General features: G+C 43.4%; 12 protein-coding genes. 9 read left to right on the top strand and 3 right to left on the bottom strand.

The genetic code is table 11. The annotated features are described in order from the left end of the window. Positions 1–311: 311 nt before the first annotated feature. Positions 312–857: a 50S ribosomal protein L25 gene (locus tag ACT89M_RS28150; RefSeq protein WP_308723253.1), complete on the top strand. Its 546-nt coding sequence runs from the start codon at positions 312–314 to the stop codon at positions 855–857. A 228-nt stretch (positions 858–1,085) separates the two neighbouring features. Then, positions 1,086–2,300 carry a HAMP domain-containing sensor histidine kinase gene (locus ACT89M_RS28145; RefSeq protein WP_308723254.1) on the top strand — a complete coding sequence of 405 codons (1,215 nt, stop codon included), beginning with the start codon at positions 1,086–1,088 and terminating at the stop codon, positions 2,298–2,300. A 148-nt stretch (positions 2,301–2,448) separates the two neighbouring features. Here ACT89M_RS28145 and ACT89M_RS28140 read toward each other — a convergent pair whose 3' ends face one another. From ACT89M_RS28140 to ACT89M_RS28130, 3 genes are all read right to left on the bottom strand, one after another. Beyond that, positions 2,449–3,411, bottom strand: a complete 963-nt coding sequence (locus tag ACT89M_RS28140) for an aldo/keto reductase (protein ID WP_373323300.1) — start codon at positions 3,409–3,411, stop codon at positions 2,449–2,451. Positions 3,412–3,653: 242 nt separating this feature from the next. After that, on the bottom strand, positions 3,654–4,508 hold the full coding sequence (locus ACT89M_RS28135) for a helix-turn-helix transcriptional regulator (protein WP_253498975.1): 855 nt from the start codon (positions 4,506–4,508) through the stop codon (positions 3,654–3,656). A gap of 166 nt (positions 4,509–4,674) precedes the next feature. Next, positions 4,675–5,766, bottom strand: coding sequence for a GntR family transcriptional regulator (locus ACT89M_RS28130; RefSeq protein ID WP_090923506.1), 1,092 nt, complete (start codon positions 5,764–5,766; stop codon positions 4,675–4,677). A gap of 377 nt (positions 5,767–6,143) precedes the next feature. Here ACT89M_RS28130 and ACT89M_RS28125 point away from each other — a divergent pair, with 377 nt between their 5' ends. From ACT89M_RS28125 to ACT89M_RS28095, 7 genes are all read left to right on the top strand, one after another. Then, on the top strand, positions 6,144–7,811 hold the full coding sequence (locus ACT89M_RS28125; protein WP_221787630.1) for a xylulokinase: 1,668 nt from the start codon (positions 6,144–6,146) through the stop codon (positions 7,809–7,811). A 2-nt stretch (positions 7,812–7,813) separates the two neighbouring features. Then, on the top strand, positions 7,814–8,509 hold the full coding sequence (locus ACT89M_RS28120) for an L-ribulose-5-phosphate 4-epimerase (RefSeq protein WP_308723256.1): 696 nt from the start codon (positions 7,814–7,816) through the stop codon (positions 8,507–8,509). Between the two features lie 502 nt (positions 8,510–9,011). Continuing rightward, on the top strand, positions 9,012–10,436 hold the full coding sequence (araA, locus tag ACT89M_RS28115) for an L-arabinose isomerase (protein ID WP_308723257.1): 1,425 nt from the start codon (positions 9,012–9,014) through the stop codon (positions 10,434–10,436). 286 nt (positions 10,437–10,722) lie between these two features. After that, on the top strand, positions 10,723–11,493 hold the full coding sequence (locus ACT89M_RS28110; RefSeq protein ID WP_308723258.1) for an AAC(3) family N-acetyltransferase: 771 nt from the start codon (positions 10,723–10,725) through the stop codon (positions 11,491–11,493). Positions 11,494–11,541: 48 nt separating this feature from the next. After that, positions 11,542–11,721, top strand: coding sequence for a hypothetical protein (locus ACT89M_RS28105; RefSeq protein ID WP_154889770.1), 180 nt, complete (start codon positions 11,542–11,544; stop codon positions 11,719–11,721). Between the two features lie 376 nt (positions 11,722–12,097). After that, entirely contained in the window at positions 12,098–13,804 is a 1,707-nt protein-coding gene (locus tag ACT89M_RS28100; RefSeq protein ID WP_308723259.1) for a histidine kinase N-terminal 7TM domain-containing diguanylate cyclase, read from the top strand. A gap of 177 nt (positions 13,805–13,981) precedes the next feature. Continuing rightward, positions 13,982–17,566, top strand: a complete 3,585-nt coding sequence (locus tag ACT89M_RS28095; protein WP_308723260.1) for an SIR2 family protein — start codon at positions 13,982–13,984, stop codon at positions 17,564–17,566. Positions 17,567–17,579 lie beyond the last annotated feature (13 nt).

Raw genomic sequence — 17,579 nt, 5'->3', positions numbered from 1 at the left:
AATTTTTTGCTACAATTCTATAATATACCAAATGTATGTATTTGTTAAGTGATGAATATCATGGTACAGTTGGTCGGTTCATCGACAAACATGGGTTTCTATGATAGGCTGGAAGCATCCCAAGGGCATTCTACTTTTCCAAGTAGAGTGCCTTGCTGTATATTATGGGAGTTTACATTTAATGGTTATAAAATGAGGCCGTGTGGAGGTGGTGATGCTATGTTTCTCTCTTTAGCCCCCGTAGGGGAATGTTGGATGATGGTAAGTGAACGTGTACAGAAAATCATAGAATACAGAGGAGCGAACATAGCATGACTACTCTTATACAAGCGGAAACTCGTATCAAATTAAAGCCGTCCGGACTTCAGAATTTGCGCCAATCTGGCCGCCTGCCAGGTATTGTTTTTGGCAAAAACACAGAAAATGAAATGATTCATATCCCGTCGGTACCCTTTCAAAAATGGTTGAACCAAGGTGCGTCTGGATTCATCGAACTGCAATTCGAAGAAAAACCTTCACTTATCGTATTGCTGGAAGATCTGCAGCGTGATCCGGTTACACGAGATTTGATTCACGTCGATTTTCAGCAGGTACAGAACGATGAGGTGCTACGTACCAAAATCCCGGTCAAGTTCAACGGAACCCCAGAGGATGCGAAGTACGGCGGGGTTGTGCAGATTCAGTTAGCTACTATTGAAGTGGAGGCTCTACCTCGTCATTTGCCAACCGTGGTCGAGTTTGATATTAGTGCAATGAAAATTGGCCAAACCCTACATGTTGAGGATGCCGAGTTCGCGCCGGAAGTAACGGTGATCTCAGAGGGCAACGAATCACTTCTCTCTGTGATTAAACCTTAATAGGTAAATACTTGCGTAATCGGGGTTATTCTTTAATTACGAGTACATTTTTAAATAGAATGTGCTGTAAATATACAGTTGCATTAATCGAAATAAGCTGTATGGGCTAAATGTCCATGCAGCTTATTTTGGTATGACTAAAATAAAATATTTCTCATCCATGGAAGGTGATACAGGAAATAAGCTACAATACTATATATAGAAATTCACGAACAAGGTGGTGAATAGATGAAGGAATTGCATAGTCCAATGAACCGGAAGACCTATTATATATCGATGTTTCTAATGATCCTTCTAATGGTAGCCGGTTTAGCCGTATCTACCGCAGAGCTTCAGGGTATGACCATCGGATATGTCATTCATTTGTTATGTGTTGTGACGATACCTGTATGTCTGCTCATTTACCCCAGATATGAGACATTTGCATTTCGATTGAGCATTATTTTACTTGGGTTTGTCTATTTCTACACGCTAGCTTTGATCTATCCCCAGACGTGGACAACTTACATTATGATCTGTTTGCTTCCAGCACTCGCGATCTTGTTCTATGATTTCAAGTTGTTTTATATTTCGCTCAGCTTGAATACAGTCATGCTGGTGATTGTAACGACGTATATTCACAAGCAAGATAATTTGTATAAATATATACATATAGATCTGGCCGGAAATCTGATTAATATCATTGCGAGTCAACTGCTCCTGTTTCTCATTTTCTATTTAACGTTTGATCGGATCCGCAAACAGGAACTATATTTGGAACAGGTACAACAATCCGAACGTCTCCAAATGGTTGCACATCTAACGGCAGCGGTTGCGCACGAAATTCGTAATCCGGTAACGGTGGTACGGGGATTCCTGCAGTTGTATCAACAAAATCCGGCCTTCGACCCTGCAGATCGATCCAAGTTTGCGCTGATGATCGATGAGCTGAATACGGTGGAACAGGTGACCTCCCAATTTTTGTCCATTGCCAAACCAAACCGAGAGATATTGGTTGATGAGAAAGTACATGTGCAAGAGGTGCTTGAGGGGGTAGCTAGCCTACTGAGCTCCTATGCCATGTTGTCCAATAAACATATCGATATCGAGATTGAAGAGGGCTGCACGATCTTCATGAATGCCGTTGAGTTTAAGCAGGTGATCATTAATCTGATCAAGAACGCTCTGGAAGCCTCGGATACGGGAGCCATGGTTCATGTAACAGCAAGACTTGTGAAGCAGCAGGTGGAGATCAAAATTGTGGATCAGGGGTGTGGGATGACGGAGGAGGAAGTTAAAGCTTTGGGTACCCCGTTTTACTCGCTGAAAACGAATGGTACGGGACTCGGGCTGATGATCTGCTTCAACATCGTGGAGAAGGTTAACGGAACGATCAAGTATGTGAGTGAGAAGGGAGTGGGTACGACGGTGATTCTGACGTTTCCGGCAACAGACCGCAGTTGAAGGGCACGAAGATTGGCAGATTCCCTGTTAAGAGGAGTAAATAAAAGAAGAGTATAAAAATAAGTATAAAATAGCTCTAGAAAGTGAGTTAAGAAAGGCTGCCGAACGGCAGCCTTTTTCCTGTTCTTATTCTTATTCAACTCTGACCTCAGGAAAATGAAGGATATCGCTCCCCGGCTGCAAACCCTTTTGGCGAGATGTGTTCGATCTCGGCCAGTTCTTCCGGTGTGATCGTGACCTGCAATGCACCAAGGTTCTCCTGCAACCGCTCTAGACGTTTCGTACCGGGTATAGGTACAATTTGCTCCCCCTGCGCCAGCAGCCAGGCTAGAGCCAGTTGAGGTGTAGTACAGCCTTTTCGTGCGGCAAGCTGCTCAATCAGCCGAACGACCTCCAGATTTTTATTGAAGTTATCTCCTTGGAAACGAGGGAAGAAGCGGCGGTAATCATCCGCAGGCAGATCATCAAACGTCCGAATCTGTCCAGTCAGGAATCCGCGTCCCAAGGGACTATAGGGTACAAAACCGATACCCAGTTCATCCAGCACAGGTAGCACTCCATCCTCTACTTCGCGGCTCCAGAGCGAGTATTCTGTTTCTACCGCCGTGATGGGGTGAATGGCATGTGCCCGCCGGATCTGATCCGCCGTTGCTTCCGAGAGACCAAGGAAGCGGACTTTACCTTCCTGCACAAGTTGAGCCATAGCGCCAACGGTCTCTTCAATAGGGATGTCCGGATCAACACGATGCTGATAGTACAGGTCGATGTAATCGGTGCCCAGTTGAAGCAGGCTGGAATCGATTGATTTTTTGACATACGCCGGGTGTCCGAGTACCTTCATGTTTGGAGATACAATGCCGAATTTGGTCGCCAGAATGGCTTGATCACGACGGCCTTTCAGAGCTCGACCAACCAGCTGCTCGTTACCTCCGAACAGTCCTTGTTGCATGAAATGTTCCCCGTATATATCAGCTGTGTCGAACAAGGTAACTCCGTGATCCAGTGCACCATGAATCGTACGTATAGAATCCTCGTTGTCAGGCATCATCATGGTACCAAGTCCCAGTGCGGATACCTCAAGTCCAAGTGAGCCTAACTTTCTTTTCACCACTCCATTATTATTAAACTCCATCCGATCATCCCTCTTTTCCGCAAATTAAAGAATATAGTACCTTCATCGTTATGCTTAAGGCATGATTCCATTCTAATTCGCAGTTACTACCCCAACCACAGCATGCTTATGCTAGTAACGGCAGTACCAGGATGGCATTATTCTGGTTGTCTTGTATAGGACTACGGTGGTAAATGAAGTGTAGATCATACGATTTGTGAAAGAAGAGGGGCAAGCGCTGTTTAAGATTCCTGTTCCTTGACTGGAGAATAGATGCACAGATGCAGATCCGGGTGATCCAGCGTGAAGGATAACGAATTAATGTCATATGCGATAGCTTGTTCTTGGTCGGGCAGTTGGTAGTAAACGCGCGTAACCCTCTTTGCCTCTACGTGGTGCAGCTCCCATAACGATGCAAATTCAGAACTTTCTTTGGAAAGATCATCTACAAACTTGGGAAACCACGGATCATGTGTATATCTATCATAAGAGGTACGGAATATGGCAACGGAATGTGCCGCCATCTCCTCCCAATTGATAAGTCGAGCGCGCATTTCCGGATCTGTAAATAAGCTAAACATCATGTTCCGTTGTTCTGGAGCACGTGAAGTGTAGTCCAATACGTATTTGTCGACAGATGTGTTCCAGGCAAGCAACTCAGCACGATCATTCGTGATGAACGCAGGAAACGCCATCTGATTCACAATATCCCGCCAAGGTTGAGTGATCTCCGAGGTAATTGGCAGGGCCATCTCAGGTTCATTGCCATTCCATAGGCCGAGCAGATGGGTGTGCTCATCGGGAGACAATTGAAGTGCCCGGCCGATACTCTCGATAACTTCTCGGGAGACGGCTACCTCTCGCCCCTGTTCCAGAAACGTATAATAGGTTGCGCTAACCCCTGCCAGTATGGCAACCTCTTCTCGGCGTAACCCTGGTGTTCGGCGTTGACCATGAGTCTTAGCGAGTCCTGCTTGCTCCGGTTGAAGCCGGGCGCGTCGTGATTTCAGATAATCTCCCAACGTTTTGGCACGCATGCTGTTCAAGTCCACAGGTGACAGATGTGCTGGTTGTGATAGGCCGTTCATTTCAACCATGACGAGATCACCTCCTGAACTCTTTTTATCCCAAATTGTATTGCTCGTGTAAATGTAAAAAAACGTAAATCGTATGGAACTCTACGTCATCCGTACGATATATATTACGCCGTGCCCCATCTAGTATATCACTTGCTACTGGCTAGCGTTGCAAGCATAAGAATATTTACTCAATCTCCATCTCTTTCACTGTTTCTCCCTCCACCAGTTCAGGCTGATAGTAGGTTTGAGTAGGGAGGTCTTTCTTCCCCTGAAGCTTGCGGATAACCCAATCGGCAGCATCACGACCCATCTGCTCTTGGGGATGAGTGAGTGTGGTGAGCCTGATATTTGCATTTTTGGCGATGTACGAATTGTCCTGACCAATAATGGACAGCTCATCCGGGATCGAAATACCGAGCTGGCGGCAAGCGTGTACCACTTCCAGCCCAACTTCATCGTTGTAACAAACAATCGCGGTGAGTGCTTCCCGATTTTCTTGCAGATATGCTGTCACGTTTGCGGACAGATCTGTTTTTGATGCGGTATCAAACGAGAGCACATGCTCGGGGTGGAACCTCAGTTTTGCTTCCCCTAGTGCCTTGATGTATCCCTTCATCCGGTACTTGCCCTGCAGATCATCCATTTTGGCAATAATCCCGATCTGGGTGTGGCCTTTGGAGATTAATTCCTTAGTGGCGAGATAACTGGACTGTACATCATCCAGACAGAAAAAGGGGACCTCTAACTCCTCATAAAATGCATTGATCATCGCAAACGGCACATCCTGCTCCTTAAAAGACAGATAGTACGCAATATTCGGGTTGTACAGATTGCTTTTCGTCGGTTCAACAATCAGACCATCTACGCCGTAAGATAACATCATCTCAAGTGCCTTTTTCTCTTGTGCTACATCATTATTCGTACTGGCGAGCAGTAGCGAGTAGTTGTCCTCATTCAGACGACGCTCGATACCGCGAATAATGGAAGGGAAAATATAGTCCGAGATATAGGTGGTAATGACCCCGATCGTCTTCTTGGAAGTGTTGCCACCTGCTCGCGATCGGTACTGATTGCTGACATAGGTGCCAGAACCCTTTTCGCTGCGTAAAAAACCTTCGTTAGACAACTCCAAAATGGCCTTACGAACGGTCTGACGGCTCACGTTATAACTCTCCTGCAAGGCTGATTCAGTAGGAATCTGCTCGCCGATGCTGTAAGTCCCAGACAGGATATGGCTCTTTATATCATCAATAATGACTTGGTATTTAGGTTTCAATTCGTCCACTTCTTTCGTTGTAACGTCTATATTATATCAATATGGCTCAAGTTGTACGTACATATTCTAGCATGATTCACTTTACTTGCAAGAGAAACCGTACATTTTTATAAATGTTACGTACAACTGGCTACGATGTTGTCGAATTAAACCTTGAATTTCTACAGGGGAAATAAATTAAAATTCGTTGATGTAATTGAGTATTTTGCAAAAAAAGTCCTTTGTGAGTATAACTTCGTTATCTCATTGACAAATGTACGTACAAAAAATATACTAAGGCTGTCAGTACAGGAAAGCGCATTCTTGGAATGCTGAAATAGATTATAGCCACGAACGTAGGTGGTGGATTGCACCTTACGAGGGTGCAGTTGGAATAGATGCCATTCCACGGACGTAGATGGCGAGCAGAGAGGGGATATGCGGAAGTGACGAGTCATGTGGATGTGAAAGAAGCTATTGCCAAGGGAGCAACCTCACTTGGGATTGAGCTTGGATCAACGCGCATTAAAGCGGTATTGATTGATGAGCATTTCGAGACGATTGCCTCTGGCAGTTATGAATGGGAGAACCTGCTGAAAGACGGCTATTGGACGTACAATCAGGAGGATATCATCACGGGTTTGCAGACAGCGTACCGCGAGTTGAAGCAGGATGTGCAGCAGAAGTATAGTGTACCGCTGACGACTGTAGGTTCAATCGGATTCTCTGCAATGATGCACGGATATATCGCGCTGGATCAGGCGGGGGAAATGCTCGTACCGTTCCGTACATGGCGTAACTCAACGACAGGTGCGGCTGCACGCGAGCTGACAGAATTGTTGCAATTCAACATCCCTGAACGTTGGAGCATTGCCCATCTGTATCAAGCGATTTTGAACGGAGAGCAACATGTGCCTCAGATTGATTACCTGACCACACTGGCAGGATATATCCACTGGTTGCTGACGGGCAATAAGGCGATTGGGATCGGCGATGCATCGGGTATGTTCCCGATTGACGAGACAACGCATAATTACCACCCGGCAATGATCAATCAGTTTAATGAGCATATTGCTGGCAAAGGTTATCCGTGGAAGGTTGAGGATTTGCTACCTAAAGTGTACCTCGCAGGTGAACATGCAGGTGCATTGACGGAAGCTGGAGCGAAGCTGCTTGATCCGTCAGGAGAACTGGCATCAGGAATTCCACTCTGTGCACCAGAAGGTGATGCGGGAACAGGTATGGTCGCCACGAACAGTGTGCGCAAACGGACAGGGAACATTTCCGTGGGCACGTCAGTCTTTGCGATGATCGTTCTGGAGAAGGAATTGTCCAGCGTGTATCCCGAGATTGACATGGTGACCACGCCAGACGGCAGTCCGGTTGGCATGGTGCATGCTAACAACTGCTCCAGTGATCTGAACGCATGGATCGGTTTGTTCCGCGAGTTCGCAGAGGCGATGGGCATCGAGGCCGATTCCGGCAAGCTGTTCAGCGTGTTGTTTAACAAGGCGCTTGAAGCCGACCCGGACGGGGGCGGATTGCTCAGCTACGGGTACTACTCTGGTGAAAATATTACAGGGCTGGAACAAGGTCGTCCGTTGTTCGTGCGCTCTCCAGAAAGCAAGTTTAACCTGGCGAATTTCATGCGCACACATCTGTTCAGCGCCTTTGGCGCGCTTAAGCTGGGTATGGACATCCTGACCGAGAAGGAGCAGGTGGCGATCGACAGCATTTTGGCACATGGTGGTCTGTTTAAGACACCTGTAGTTGGTCAGCGAATCGTCGCGGCGGCTATGAACGTTCCGGTATCGGTAATGTCTACCGCTGGTGAAGGCGGCGCGTGGGGTATGGCTTTGCTGGCTTCGTACCTGAAGGACAAAGGCGAGCAAGAAACGCTGGATGTTTTCCTGGAGCAAAAGGTGTTCAAGGATGTCGAAGGGGTCGAAGTGGCTCCGGAAGCTGCCGATGTGAAGGGATTTGAAGCATTTATCGAACGCTATCGGAGCGGACTTGCCATTGAGCACGCCGCTGTAGAGCATCTGGTAGAGAACGGAGGAAACTAAACATGTTAGAGCAACTGAAACAAGAGGTATTCGAGGCCAACCTGGAGCTTCCGAAGCACGGACTGGTGAAGTTCACTTGGGGCAATGTGAGCGCAATTGATCGGGAAAGCGGTCTGTTCGTTATTAAACCAAGCGGAGTCGATTATGAGAAAATGGAAGCCAGCGACATGGTTGTCGTCGATCTCGACGGTAACGTGGTGGAAGGGGAGATGAGACCTTCCTCGGACACCGCTACCCATGCCGTTTTATACAAACACTACAAGGAAATTGGTGGCATCGTGCATACGCACTCCACATGGGCAACGATCTGGGCGCAAGCCGGTCTGGACGTACCTGTCATGGGAACGACTCACGCGGATACGTTCTACGGAGCCGTGCCATGTGCACGTTTCCTGAACCAGGATGAGATTGATCACGGATACGAAGCAGAGACGGGCCGTGTAATCATTGAGACGTTCGAACAACGCGGACTGGATGTAATGGCGATTCCGGCAGTGCTCCTGCATGGTCACGCACCGTTTACATGGGGTAAAGACGCCAAGTCAGCCGTGGTGAACAGCGTCGTGCTGGAGGAAGTGTGCAAAATGAACCTGTACGCCCGCCAGTTGAACAACTTTGCCAAAGAACTGCCGCAAGGTATTTTGGATAAACACTACCTGCGCAAACACGGCAAGGACGCATACTACGGCCAGAAATAATCTGGAACTGTAAGACCCGGAGATGCTGCAATCGCAGTTTCCCGGTGTGAAAATCTGTTCAATACGAGGTTGAACAACCTTTTTTTACACCACTAACGGAGCAGACAGAAGAAAGCTGTAGAAGCGGAGCGTTCACCTTTATCACCGGATTTCCCCCTTATACATAAGGGGTTCGAAGAAATCTGGGGATAACAGTGATCGAAAGATTATTCTGTCTGCGCAGTGTCTCGGTGTAATCCCCTGTCTAACCCAAGGTTGTATTAGAACTTTTACACCATTAACGGAGAGTGCAGAACCAATCTGGAGAAGCGAAGCTAAAAGCTTTCGGCACGAAAGCTACTTCGGAAGGATATGCTTGGCGTTTATCATCGGATTTCCCCCTTAAGAGAGGAAAAAAAGAAATCCGAGGATAACCAGCGATCGAAAGATGGTACTGCAATCGGAGTGACCCGGTGTAAACCCATCTTATCCAACTATAATCTAATGAAATGAGGATGATTCCATGTCAGCAACAGCAGCAAAAGAGTTTTGGTTCGTTGTCGGTTCACAACATTTGTACGGTGAAGAAGCACTCGGTGAAGTTAAAGCAAACGCACAGAAAATTACAGATGCCCTTAACGCTAGCGGCGTACTTCCTTACCCGCTTGTATTGCAAGATCTGGCTGTAACCGCAGATAAAATCACCAGCATCATGAAAGAAGTAAACTACCGCGACGAAGTAGCGGGTGTAATCACTTGGATGCATACTTTCTCTCCAGCGAAAATGTGGATTCGCGGTACGAAATTGCTGCAAAAGCCATTGCTTCACCTCGCAACGCAATATAACGAGAGCATTCCATGGGCAACCATCGACATGGACTTCATGAACCTGAACCAAGCGGCACACGGCGACCGTGAATATGGCTTCATTAATGCCCGTCTGAGAAAACAAAATAAAATTGTTGTGGGTTACTGGGAGCGTCCGGAAGTGCAACAGCAGGTTGCAGACTGGATGGACGTAGCGGTGGCATACAACGAAAGCTTTAACATCAAAGTTGCTCGTTTCGGCGATAACATGCGTAACGTAGGGGTAACGGAAGGGGATAAAGTCGAAGCTCAAATCCAGTTTGGCTGGACAGTAGACTACTACGGCATCGGCGACCTTGTTGAGTACGTGAACGCTGTAAGTGAGCAAGAGATTGATGAATTGATCACACAATATGCGGATCTGTATGAATTCGATTATGGCACTAACAGCAAAGAAGCATGGGAAGCTAGTGTACGTGTGCAAGCAAGCTATGAAATTGCGATCAAAAAGTTCCTGGATAACGGCGGTTACACGGCCTTCACAACGAACTTCGAAGACCTGCACGGCATGAAGCAGCTTCCGGGTCTGGCCGTACAACGCCTGATGGCTCAAGGCTACGGATTTGCGGGTGAAGGGGATTGGAAAACAGCGGCGCTGGATCGTTTGCTGAAAATCATGGCGCATAACGAAAACACAGGCTTCATGGAAGACTACACGTATGAAATGGCATCGGGCCAAGAAGCCATTCTGCAATCTCACATGCTTGAGGTTGATCCTACACTTGCGAGCACTAAACCAAGAATCATCGTATCTCCACTGGGAATTGGCGATCGTGAAGATCCGGCTCGTCTCGTCTTTGACGGCAAAGCTGGCGAAGGTGTCGTCGTATCCATGGCAGACTTCGGTACACACTACAAATTGCTGATCAATGAAGTATCTGCCTTCGAACCAACGGTTCCTGCACCAAATTTGCCAGTCGCTCGTGTATTGTGGACAGTAAAACCGAACTTCCAAGACGGCGTTAAAGCTTGGATTGAGAACGGTGGCGGACACCACACGGTGGTATCCCTGAACCTGACGACAGATCAGATCGTAACGTATGCGAAGCTGGTGAATCTGGAGTACGTGATTATTAAATAGTCATACTGACAAACATGGAATTATAGATGGTATATATCGTTTTAGAATCATCACTAAGGTCTTTAATCCACGCCTTGATTCCATTCCAAAGGATAAATCTCGGTTGTACTCTGCTCATGTCTGAAGTATGATCAGAGTATCAGAGATCAAATTCATGAGCGTATTCAACGTTAAAGCGAGCATCTGCTTGCCGTATAAAAGTGTATTACAGAGGCCGAGAACCTATCTCGGCTCTTTGTTTTATTTTTCGATACATCACATCGATTCCTAAGGAGGTTATTCCAAGATGACACATACATACGAAAGTCTTATCGCGCAGCTAGAGGAATTAGGCATAGATCGTCACGGCACCTTGTTGATGCATTCTTCGATGAAGAGTATGGGGGAGGTGGAGGGCGGGGCAGATACCGTGCTGGATGCGCTGAGTGAGTATATGAAGGATGGTTTGCTCGTTTTGCCTACGCATACGTGGTCTACCATTAACAAAAGTAATCCATTGTTCCACGTGGAAACGTCTTCCTGTTGTGTGGGCATTCTGCCGGAGTTGTTCCGTAAACGTCCTAACGTTGTCCGTTCCTGGCATCCTACACACTCGGTAGCGGCATTAGGGAAGGACGCACAGGCGTTCACACAGGACGATCATTTCTTCGATACGCCATGTGCACGAGGTTCTGCATGGGGCAAGCTACTTGATCGCAAAGCGACAATTCTGCTGGTGGGGGTGGACTTGAAGCGGAACACGTTTATTCATGGAATCGAGGAATGGGTGGACATTCCAGGCAGAATGACCGATGAACATGAGATGCTGTATACTGTTTTGCCAGATGGAACTAAAATTTCCGTACCTTCACGCAGACATTGCGGACTATCTTGGTCAGAGCACTTCTGGAAGGTGGATGAGGTGCTGGTTCAAGCAGGCGCGATGCATAAAGGGAGTTTTGGAGATGCCGTCGCAAGTGTCTGTAATGCTGAGAGAACAACCGAGGTGCTTACGGAGATGTTGAAGGAAAATCCGGATCTGTTCTCGGACAATGAGCCTTTGGCAGATGTGAAGTAAGTGGAATTGAAGCGTTGATATCAGGTACGAAAAGGGAGTCTGATTTTTATGGGAAGCAAACGGTTTTCTAACGAATTTCATGGAAATAACGGATTAACTGAGGCAAGACACGAGCTTCAACTTCGTTTAATCGTTGCGGAGAAACAGATTTCTGCTAAAGAACCTTTGATGGATCATGAGCTAGTCATGAATAGATTGAAAAGAAAAATAGAAATAGCACGGACGTAGGAGAGTTACCAGTAGTGAAGCTTTTTTTTCAATAAAATAGATTACGTATTCCGTTACGGGCTGGATAACGCTCAGTTGCAAGCTGGGCGTTTTTTTTGACGTGGAGTCTTCAAATAAAACGTTCACAAAAGTGCAAAAAATGAATACGATTTCAATCAGAGGTTGGGCAGACTTCCAGTGAATGGGCTACTCAGCGTATCAGGGGTATGGTACGATATGGGTAATTTAACCAGAACAAATTCAAAGCCTAGCAGATGTATCTCATATAGTTGTTTGTAGAATGATCCGAAGAAAAATCAAAGTTCAACGTTTGGTAACGTATCAGAATTCCGCTGATAACTATGGAACAGTGTCACTTCCAAGAAGGAGAAGATTTGTGAACCCATTAGTGTGGTATGATCTTTCGTTATTCGTGCTATTGTTTGGTGTGGGCGTGTATGTGTTTGCTACCGTTAGAATTACCAATTTACATAAGGTGTATTTTTTGTTTCACGGTTTGATGATGATGTGGCCTTTCTGTCAATTTGCGAGTACGCTCACCGATGATCCGGGCCTGCAATTATTCTATGTTTTGTTGTCCTTTGTAGCGGTGTCGCTGCTAGGGAGCGGGTGGCTGCTGCTGACGTTGTTTATTACCGGTTATGCGGAACGATTAAGCCAAAGGCGGCTGGTGTTGCTGTTTGTACCCGCTGTAATCGGAGCGATTGGGGTTGTTGCGAACCCTTGGCATGATTTTGTCATGCCTCTGGAGGGTGGTTATATCGAGCGTGCTTACGGCCCATGGTTCTGGGTGGTCATGTTCATTTTGGTGAGCTATTTCGTGACTTCCCTTGTTATTATGTTTCATGCGGTATTTTCCTCCAAGACACCAGCCATGATTCAAAAGCAGGTCAAAATCACTCTTTGGGGTATTTTTGTGCTGGGTGCGTTTGCCACGTTGGATGCCATCCTTAATGTATTGCTAAGCCGCTGGTTGCCGATTATTCCGGGTCTGACCTCACTGGGTATTTTCCTGTCCGACCTGTTCTTCGTGTATGTAATCAAAAGGTACAACGTGTTCAATCTGGTCTCCATCGCCCATGAGGACGTCATTAATACGATTCCGTATGGCATCCTGGTGCTGGATGAGAACGAAGTGATTGTGGAGGTGAACAAAGCCTCTCGTTTTTTCATAGAACAACATGTAGGGGATGCCTGGGACATGGAGGCATTTCTCGCTGGGGTGTCTGTGGAGGGGAATAGTCGGAAGTTCCTGAACAAGTATCGCTTGAAAAAAATGGAGCTTTGCCAGATCGAAGTGATCGTGGAGAAAGACGGCCAGCTCTGCCACTATATTCTGCAGTCTTCTCCGATTGTGGACTCGGCTCTTGCACCGCTAGGGCACCTGCTGACGTTCCAGGATGTCTCGCAAGAGCGCTTCTATGCTAAAACGATGAACCAGCAGTACAAGACGCTACAAGAGCGCAATGAGGCGCTCGATCTGATTGGTCAGGAGTTATCCGATGCCAACCGCAAGCTGGAAGAGCTGGTGCTGACGGACAGTCTGACGCAGTGCTATAATCGCCGTTACCTGACGCAACATCTGAATCATGAAGTACTCACGAACCTTCAATATAAAATGCCGTTTTCCCTCATGCTGCTCGATATCGACCACTTCAAAGCCATTAATGACCACTATGGTCATGTGGTTGGAGATGAAGTACTGGTTCGCACAGCAGAGGCACTACGGCAATCTGTACGCAGTACCGACATTCTAACCCGCTATGGTGGAGAGGAATTCATGATCTACCTGCCGCATACCGAGCATGATCTAGCGATTGATATTGCAGAGCGTGTAAGACAGACCGTGGAATCCAATCGTATTTCATTGAATTATGGGATGGGGGAAATAGCAATTACAATTAGCGTCGGTATTCTGTCGATTGATGATTTTGCATATGAGGACGAAGACGTACCGGAGGATGGCGAACGCTATTTAATTCAGCTATTTGATGCCGTGGACAAGGCGCTGTATCAGGCGAAGCAAAAGGGCCGGAACCGGGTGGAGTATGGGGTATTGGCGCGGGGAGTTTTTCATCGTTGAATTGATTTTTTCTTAACTATGGGAATAGTACATTTTATTGATACAGTTTCTTCTAAGAGTGAAAATTATTAACACTCAGTATAAAAAAATGAATTTTTGAAATCTCTATGATTTAAGATTATTGTACTATTAGATCACATGCTGTAAATTCATCAATTAAGGTAGGTGTAGTTTTAAATGAAATATCCTAAGAATTTTTTGGATGCTATAAGGTCTTCAGAAAGTGTTTTTTTTGTAGGATCCGGGATATCTATGTGGTCAGGATTGCCTCATTGGAAAGGTCTTCTTGAGCAGATGGTGAATTATTTGGTAAACCGTGGCTTATCTAATGAACATTATTCTGAAATATTAGATGTAATTGACAAAGGAGATCTGTTAACTGCTGCAAGCTTATGTAGTTTAAAAATGAGAGATGCTGATTTAAGTGACTTTATTGAAGAATTATTCATGAAAACAAATCCACAACCTCACGATATACATAAGTTATTAATCAATTTAGGCCCAAACTGTTTTATAACAACAAATTATGACGAGCTTATAGAGGATGCTTACTATACTTACAACAAATCGAAATTAAGTGTTGTAAATAATGACCAACTGATAGAGCAAGCTAAACTTCAAAAATCAGGAGCGAGTAATTTTATATTTAAAATTCACGGTAGTATCAATAGTGCAAAAACAATAGTTTTATCAAGAGAAGATTATAGAAAATTAATCAACCAAAACAGATCAACAACGGATACCTTGAAATTTTTATTTGCTTCTAGGGCTATTATTTATATTGGTTTTGGTCTGAGAGATCCTGATTTTCAATTATTAAAGGACGAGATAAGATCAACATTTCTTGGCGCAGAAAGAGAACATTTTGCAATAATTTCGGATATAGGAGATCTTGAATCCGAGTATTGGAAGAGAGAGTACGGTATAAATATTATACCCTATGAAACTATTGAGAGAATTGAAAATGGTAAGAAAGTATGGAGTCATGAGAATCTATATAGCACTCTAGAAAATATTTTTAATGAGACTAGGGTTAAGAGGCCCTCTAACGAAAATGGGTCTTTGAAGACATCACTGGTAAGATATTTAGATTCTATTTGTCACATATTAAATATGAGTAATAATGAATATACAATTAATTTGAGTGCAAAACAAAGATATGATCTTTATGCGGGTAGAAATAAAATAGAACGTCTTATAAAATTCAGTATGCCAATTAACGAAGTGTATAATTTAAATACTAATCTTGTTGTTTTCGGTTCTCCAGGGACTGGTAAGACAAAATCTGTTCAGAGATATAGTTATTCGACAGCTAAATCTTGCTTAGATAAAATACTAGCTTGTAATGATGTTGAGGAACTTGATTTAAAACATTCTATACCTGTCCTATTGCCAATGAAAGAATATAAAGGAGATCTTAGAAAAATGATAGAGAGCAGGCTACCATCAACGATTGATGTAGATGTTGCTCTAGAGAAGGGATGGTTTATCTTCATTTTCGATGCTGTGAATGAAGCGCCGAGAAACCTTATTGATGATGAGTCGAGGATTTTATACAATAACTTGCAGTGGTTAACAAACTTGTATTCTCGAAATCGGTTCATTGTTACTTCAAGATCGATGAATTATATTCAATTCCTTGATTATCCTATATTTGAGGTTCAACCTATAAATGATACTCAATTAGAAAAGATTTTAGCGGATAATGGTAACGCTAGGTATGGAGACTTATCTTCAAAAATGAAGGATATATTAAAAAACCCATTATTTATTAGTTTGTATCTTCAGTCAGAACAAGGGGAAAGCAAAGTTTCTGATATAAAAACTTTACTTGAGAATTATTTACATTTGACTGAAAAACAAGTAATTAGTCGCACGGATATTGCATCCGATTTAATTCATTTACTTTTTGTTAATATTGCATATGAATTAGTTGATAAAGGCATCCAAAGTATTAACACAAGTGACTTTCTAATAAAACTTAAAGAATATGAGATTACGCCTGAAAGCTCTGAAATATTAATGAAAAATATATTAAAAAGTGGGATTATGGTTACTGATTTTGATGGCGAAATTTCTTTCTTCCATCAATCTATAACTGAGTTTTTAGCAGCATTTAGACTTTTGGAGTATTTTTTTGAAGATCCCTTCATACTTGAAGAGAAAATTATTAATCTTAAATGGAATGAAACGTTAATCTTATTTGTTGGATTATTAGATAAAGAAAAGGCAAAATCAGTATTGAGAAAAATTGCAAACACAGATATTATGTTTGCAGTAATCGCTTATCAAAGTGCAGCAATTCGTGAAGATGAGATCGGTAGACAATTGTTTCAAATTCTGCAGGGAAGAATTCAAAGTCCTTCTATTAGTAAAGCTGAAAAATCAAACCTAGCAAGTGCTTTGAACTATATAGGAGAGTTTGGCGAAGAGACAGAGCTGTTAGAAATGCAAAATAGTGAAGTGGTTGAACTATCTATTTCCGCGTCTATGGTTTTAGCTCGTAGAGGTGTGGTTGAATCTTTTAATAAGTCACTAGAAGGCCTACTAACTGATGAATCATGGCGCTCTGGGAATAGTTATAATAAAGCTTTAAAAATACTAGCTTTACCTTCTACGCTGGGCACAATGTTTGATGAGGCAATGAGGCTAAATAATGATACCAGTGAGTTCATTTTGAGTAACATTGCCAATGTGATAAGTGCTTATGATTCTGAAGATCTTTATATTAAAGTGACCGAACTTTTGAATTCAGGAGATAAGAATTCAATTTTATTTGCTATAAAAGTATTGAGTGAACTAAAAACAAAAAAAGCCCAGGATAAAATGCTAGGTCTTCTTAGAACCCTTCCATCAGAATATAAAAGGAAAATTATACATGGATTTCGAGATGATATGCATAGGCCAATTAAGTATAATGATTTAACTCAGGTGCTTTTTGATTTATTAAATGAGAAATTTATTGGGAGTGTTGCGGCCGATTTTTTATACGATCTCGAAGAGGTTGAGATTACAAAACAGGCATATGAAAAATTGGAATCTTGTAAAAATGAAATAGAACTTTTGAATTTGTGCAATATTGTTTCTAAAATTGATCCTAATAAGGTATTTGTAATAATAGAAGATAAATTAAACAACTATAATAGTGATTTAGAAGATAGTTTAGTTCATGTACTGAGACATTTAAACAAAAATTATCCATTGACTGATTATTTAATAAATAAAATTACAAACTGTGAAGCAGAAGTTCGTTCCGTAATATTGAATATAATTTCATTTGAAAACTATGAAAATGAGAAATACTCTATATCACAAGAGTCTTTTGTTACTTTGTTTGCTTTGTGGGAGGAGTATTGTCAATCTGGACGAGACAGTTGGTCTGATAGAAAAGCATTAAGCAATTTAATAGGGCATAACTGTTATCATTCAGAAAAAAAGTTTATACTACAGCAATTAAATGATAAGGATTACAAGCACAGATATTTTTTAACTGAAATGTTAATTCATTGTCCTATAAATAGTAAGGATATAGAAGGGGAAGTGCTATTTTGGCTAACTAATCTGGTTGCAGGGAAGCTCCCAGATATGAAAAGATACGAATTGGAAGTTTTATTATCAAAAACTTGCAATGAAGCAAGTCTTATGAAATATGTAGTGCCATTATTAAAAAGTGAAGAAGACTTTATTAAAAGCTCTGCTTATAATATTATCAAAAGATTCGAAAGATTAGTGGGAAAGCGATATAACATCCAATATTTATAGTGTTCCTAATTAG

Source organism: Paenibacillus sp. NN59, from assembly GCF_057597225.1.
Note: the sequence above shows the minus strand (reverse complement) of the source record. Positions and strands in the feature narration are given on the sequence as shown.

Coding starts and splice junctions, on each gene's coding strand:
- ACT89M_RS28150 (WP_308723253.1), top strand. CDS start 312: ATGACTACTCTTATACAAGCGGAAACTCGTATCAAATTAAAGCCGTCC.
- ACT89M_RS28145 (WP_308723254.1), top strand. CDS start 1,086: ATGAAGGAATTGCATAGTCCAATGAACCGGAAGACCTATTATATATCG.
- ACT89M_RS28135 (WP_253498975.1), bottom strand. CDS start 4,508: ATGGTTGAAATGAACGGCCTATCACAACCAGCACATCTGTCACCTGTG.
- ACT89M_RS28125 (WP_221787630.1), top strand. CDS start 6,144: ATGCCATTCCACGGACGTAGATGGCGAGCAGAGAGGGGATATGCGGAA.
- ACT89M_RS28120 (WP_308723256.1), top strand. CDS start 7,814: ATGTTAGAGCAACTGAAACAAGAGGTATTCGAGGCCAACCTGGAGCTT.
- araA (WP_308723257.1), top strand. CDS start 9,012: ATGTCAGCAACAGCAGCAAAAGAGTTTTGGTTCGTTGTCGGTTCACAA.
- ACT89M_RS28110 (WP_308723258.1), top strand. CDS start 10,723: ATGACACATACATACGAAAGTCTTATCGCGCAGCTAGAGGAATTAGGC.
- ACT89M_RS28105 (WP_154889770.1), top strand. CDS start 11,542: ATGGGAAGCAAACGGTTTTCTAACGAATTTCATGGAAATAACGGATTA.
- ACT89M_RS28095 (WP_308723260.1), top strand. CDS start 13,982: ATGAAATATCCTAAGAATTTTTTGGATGCTATAAGGTCTTCAGAAAGT.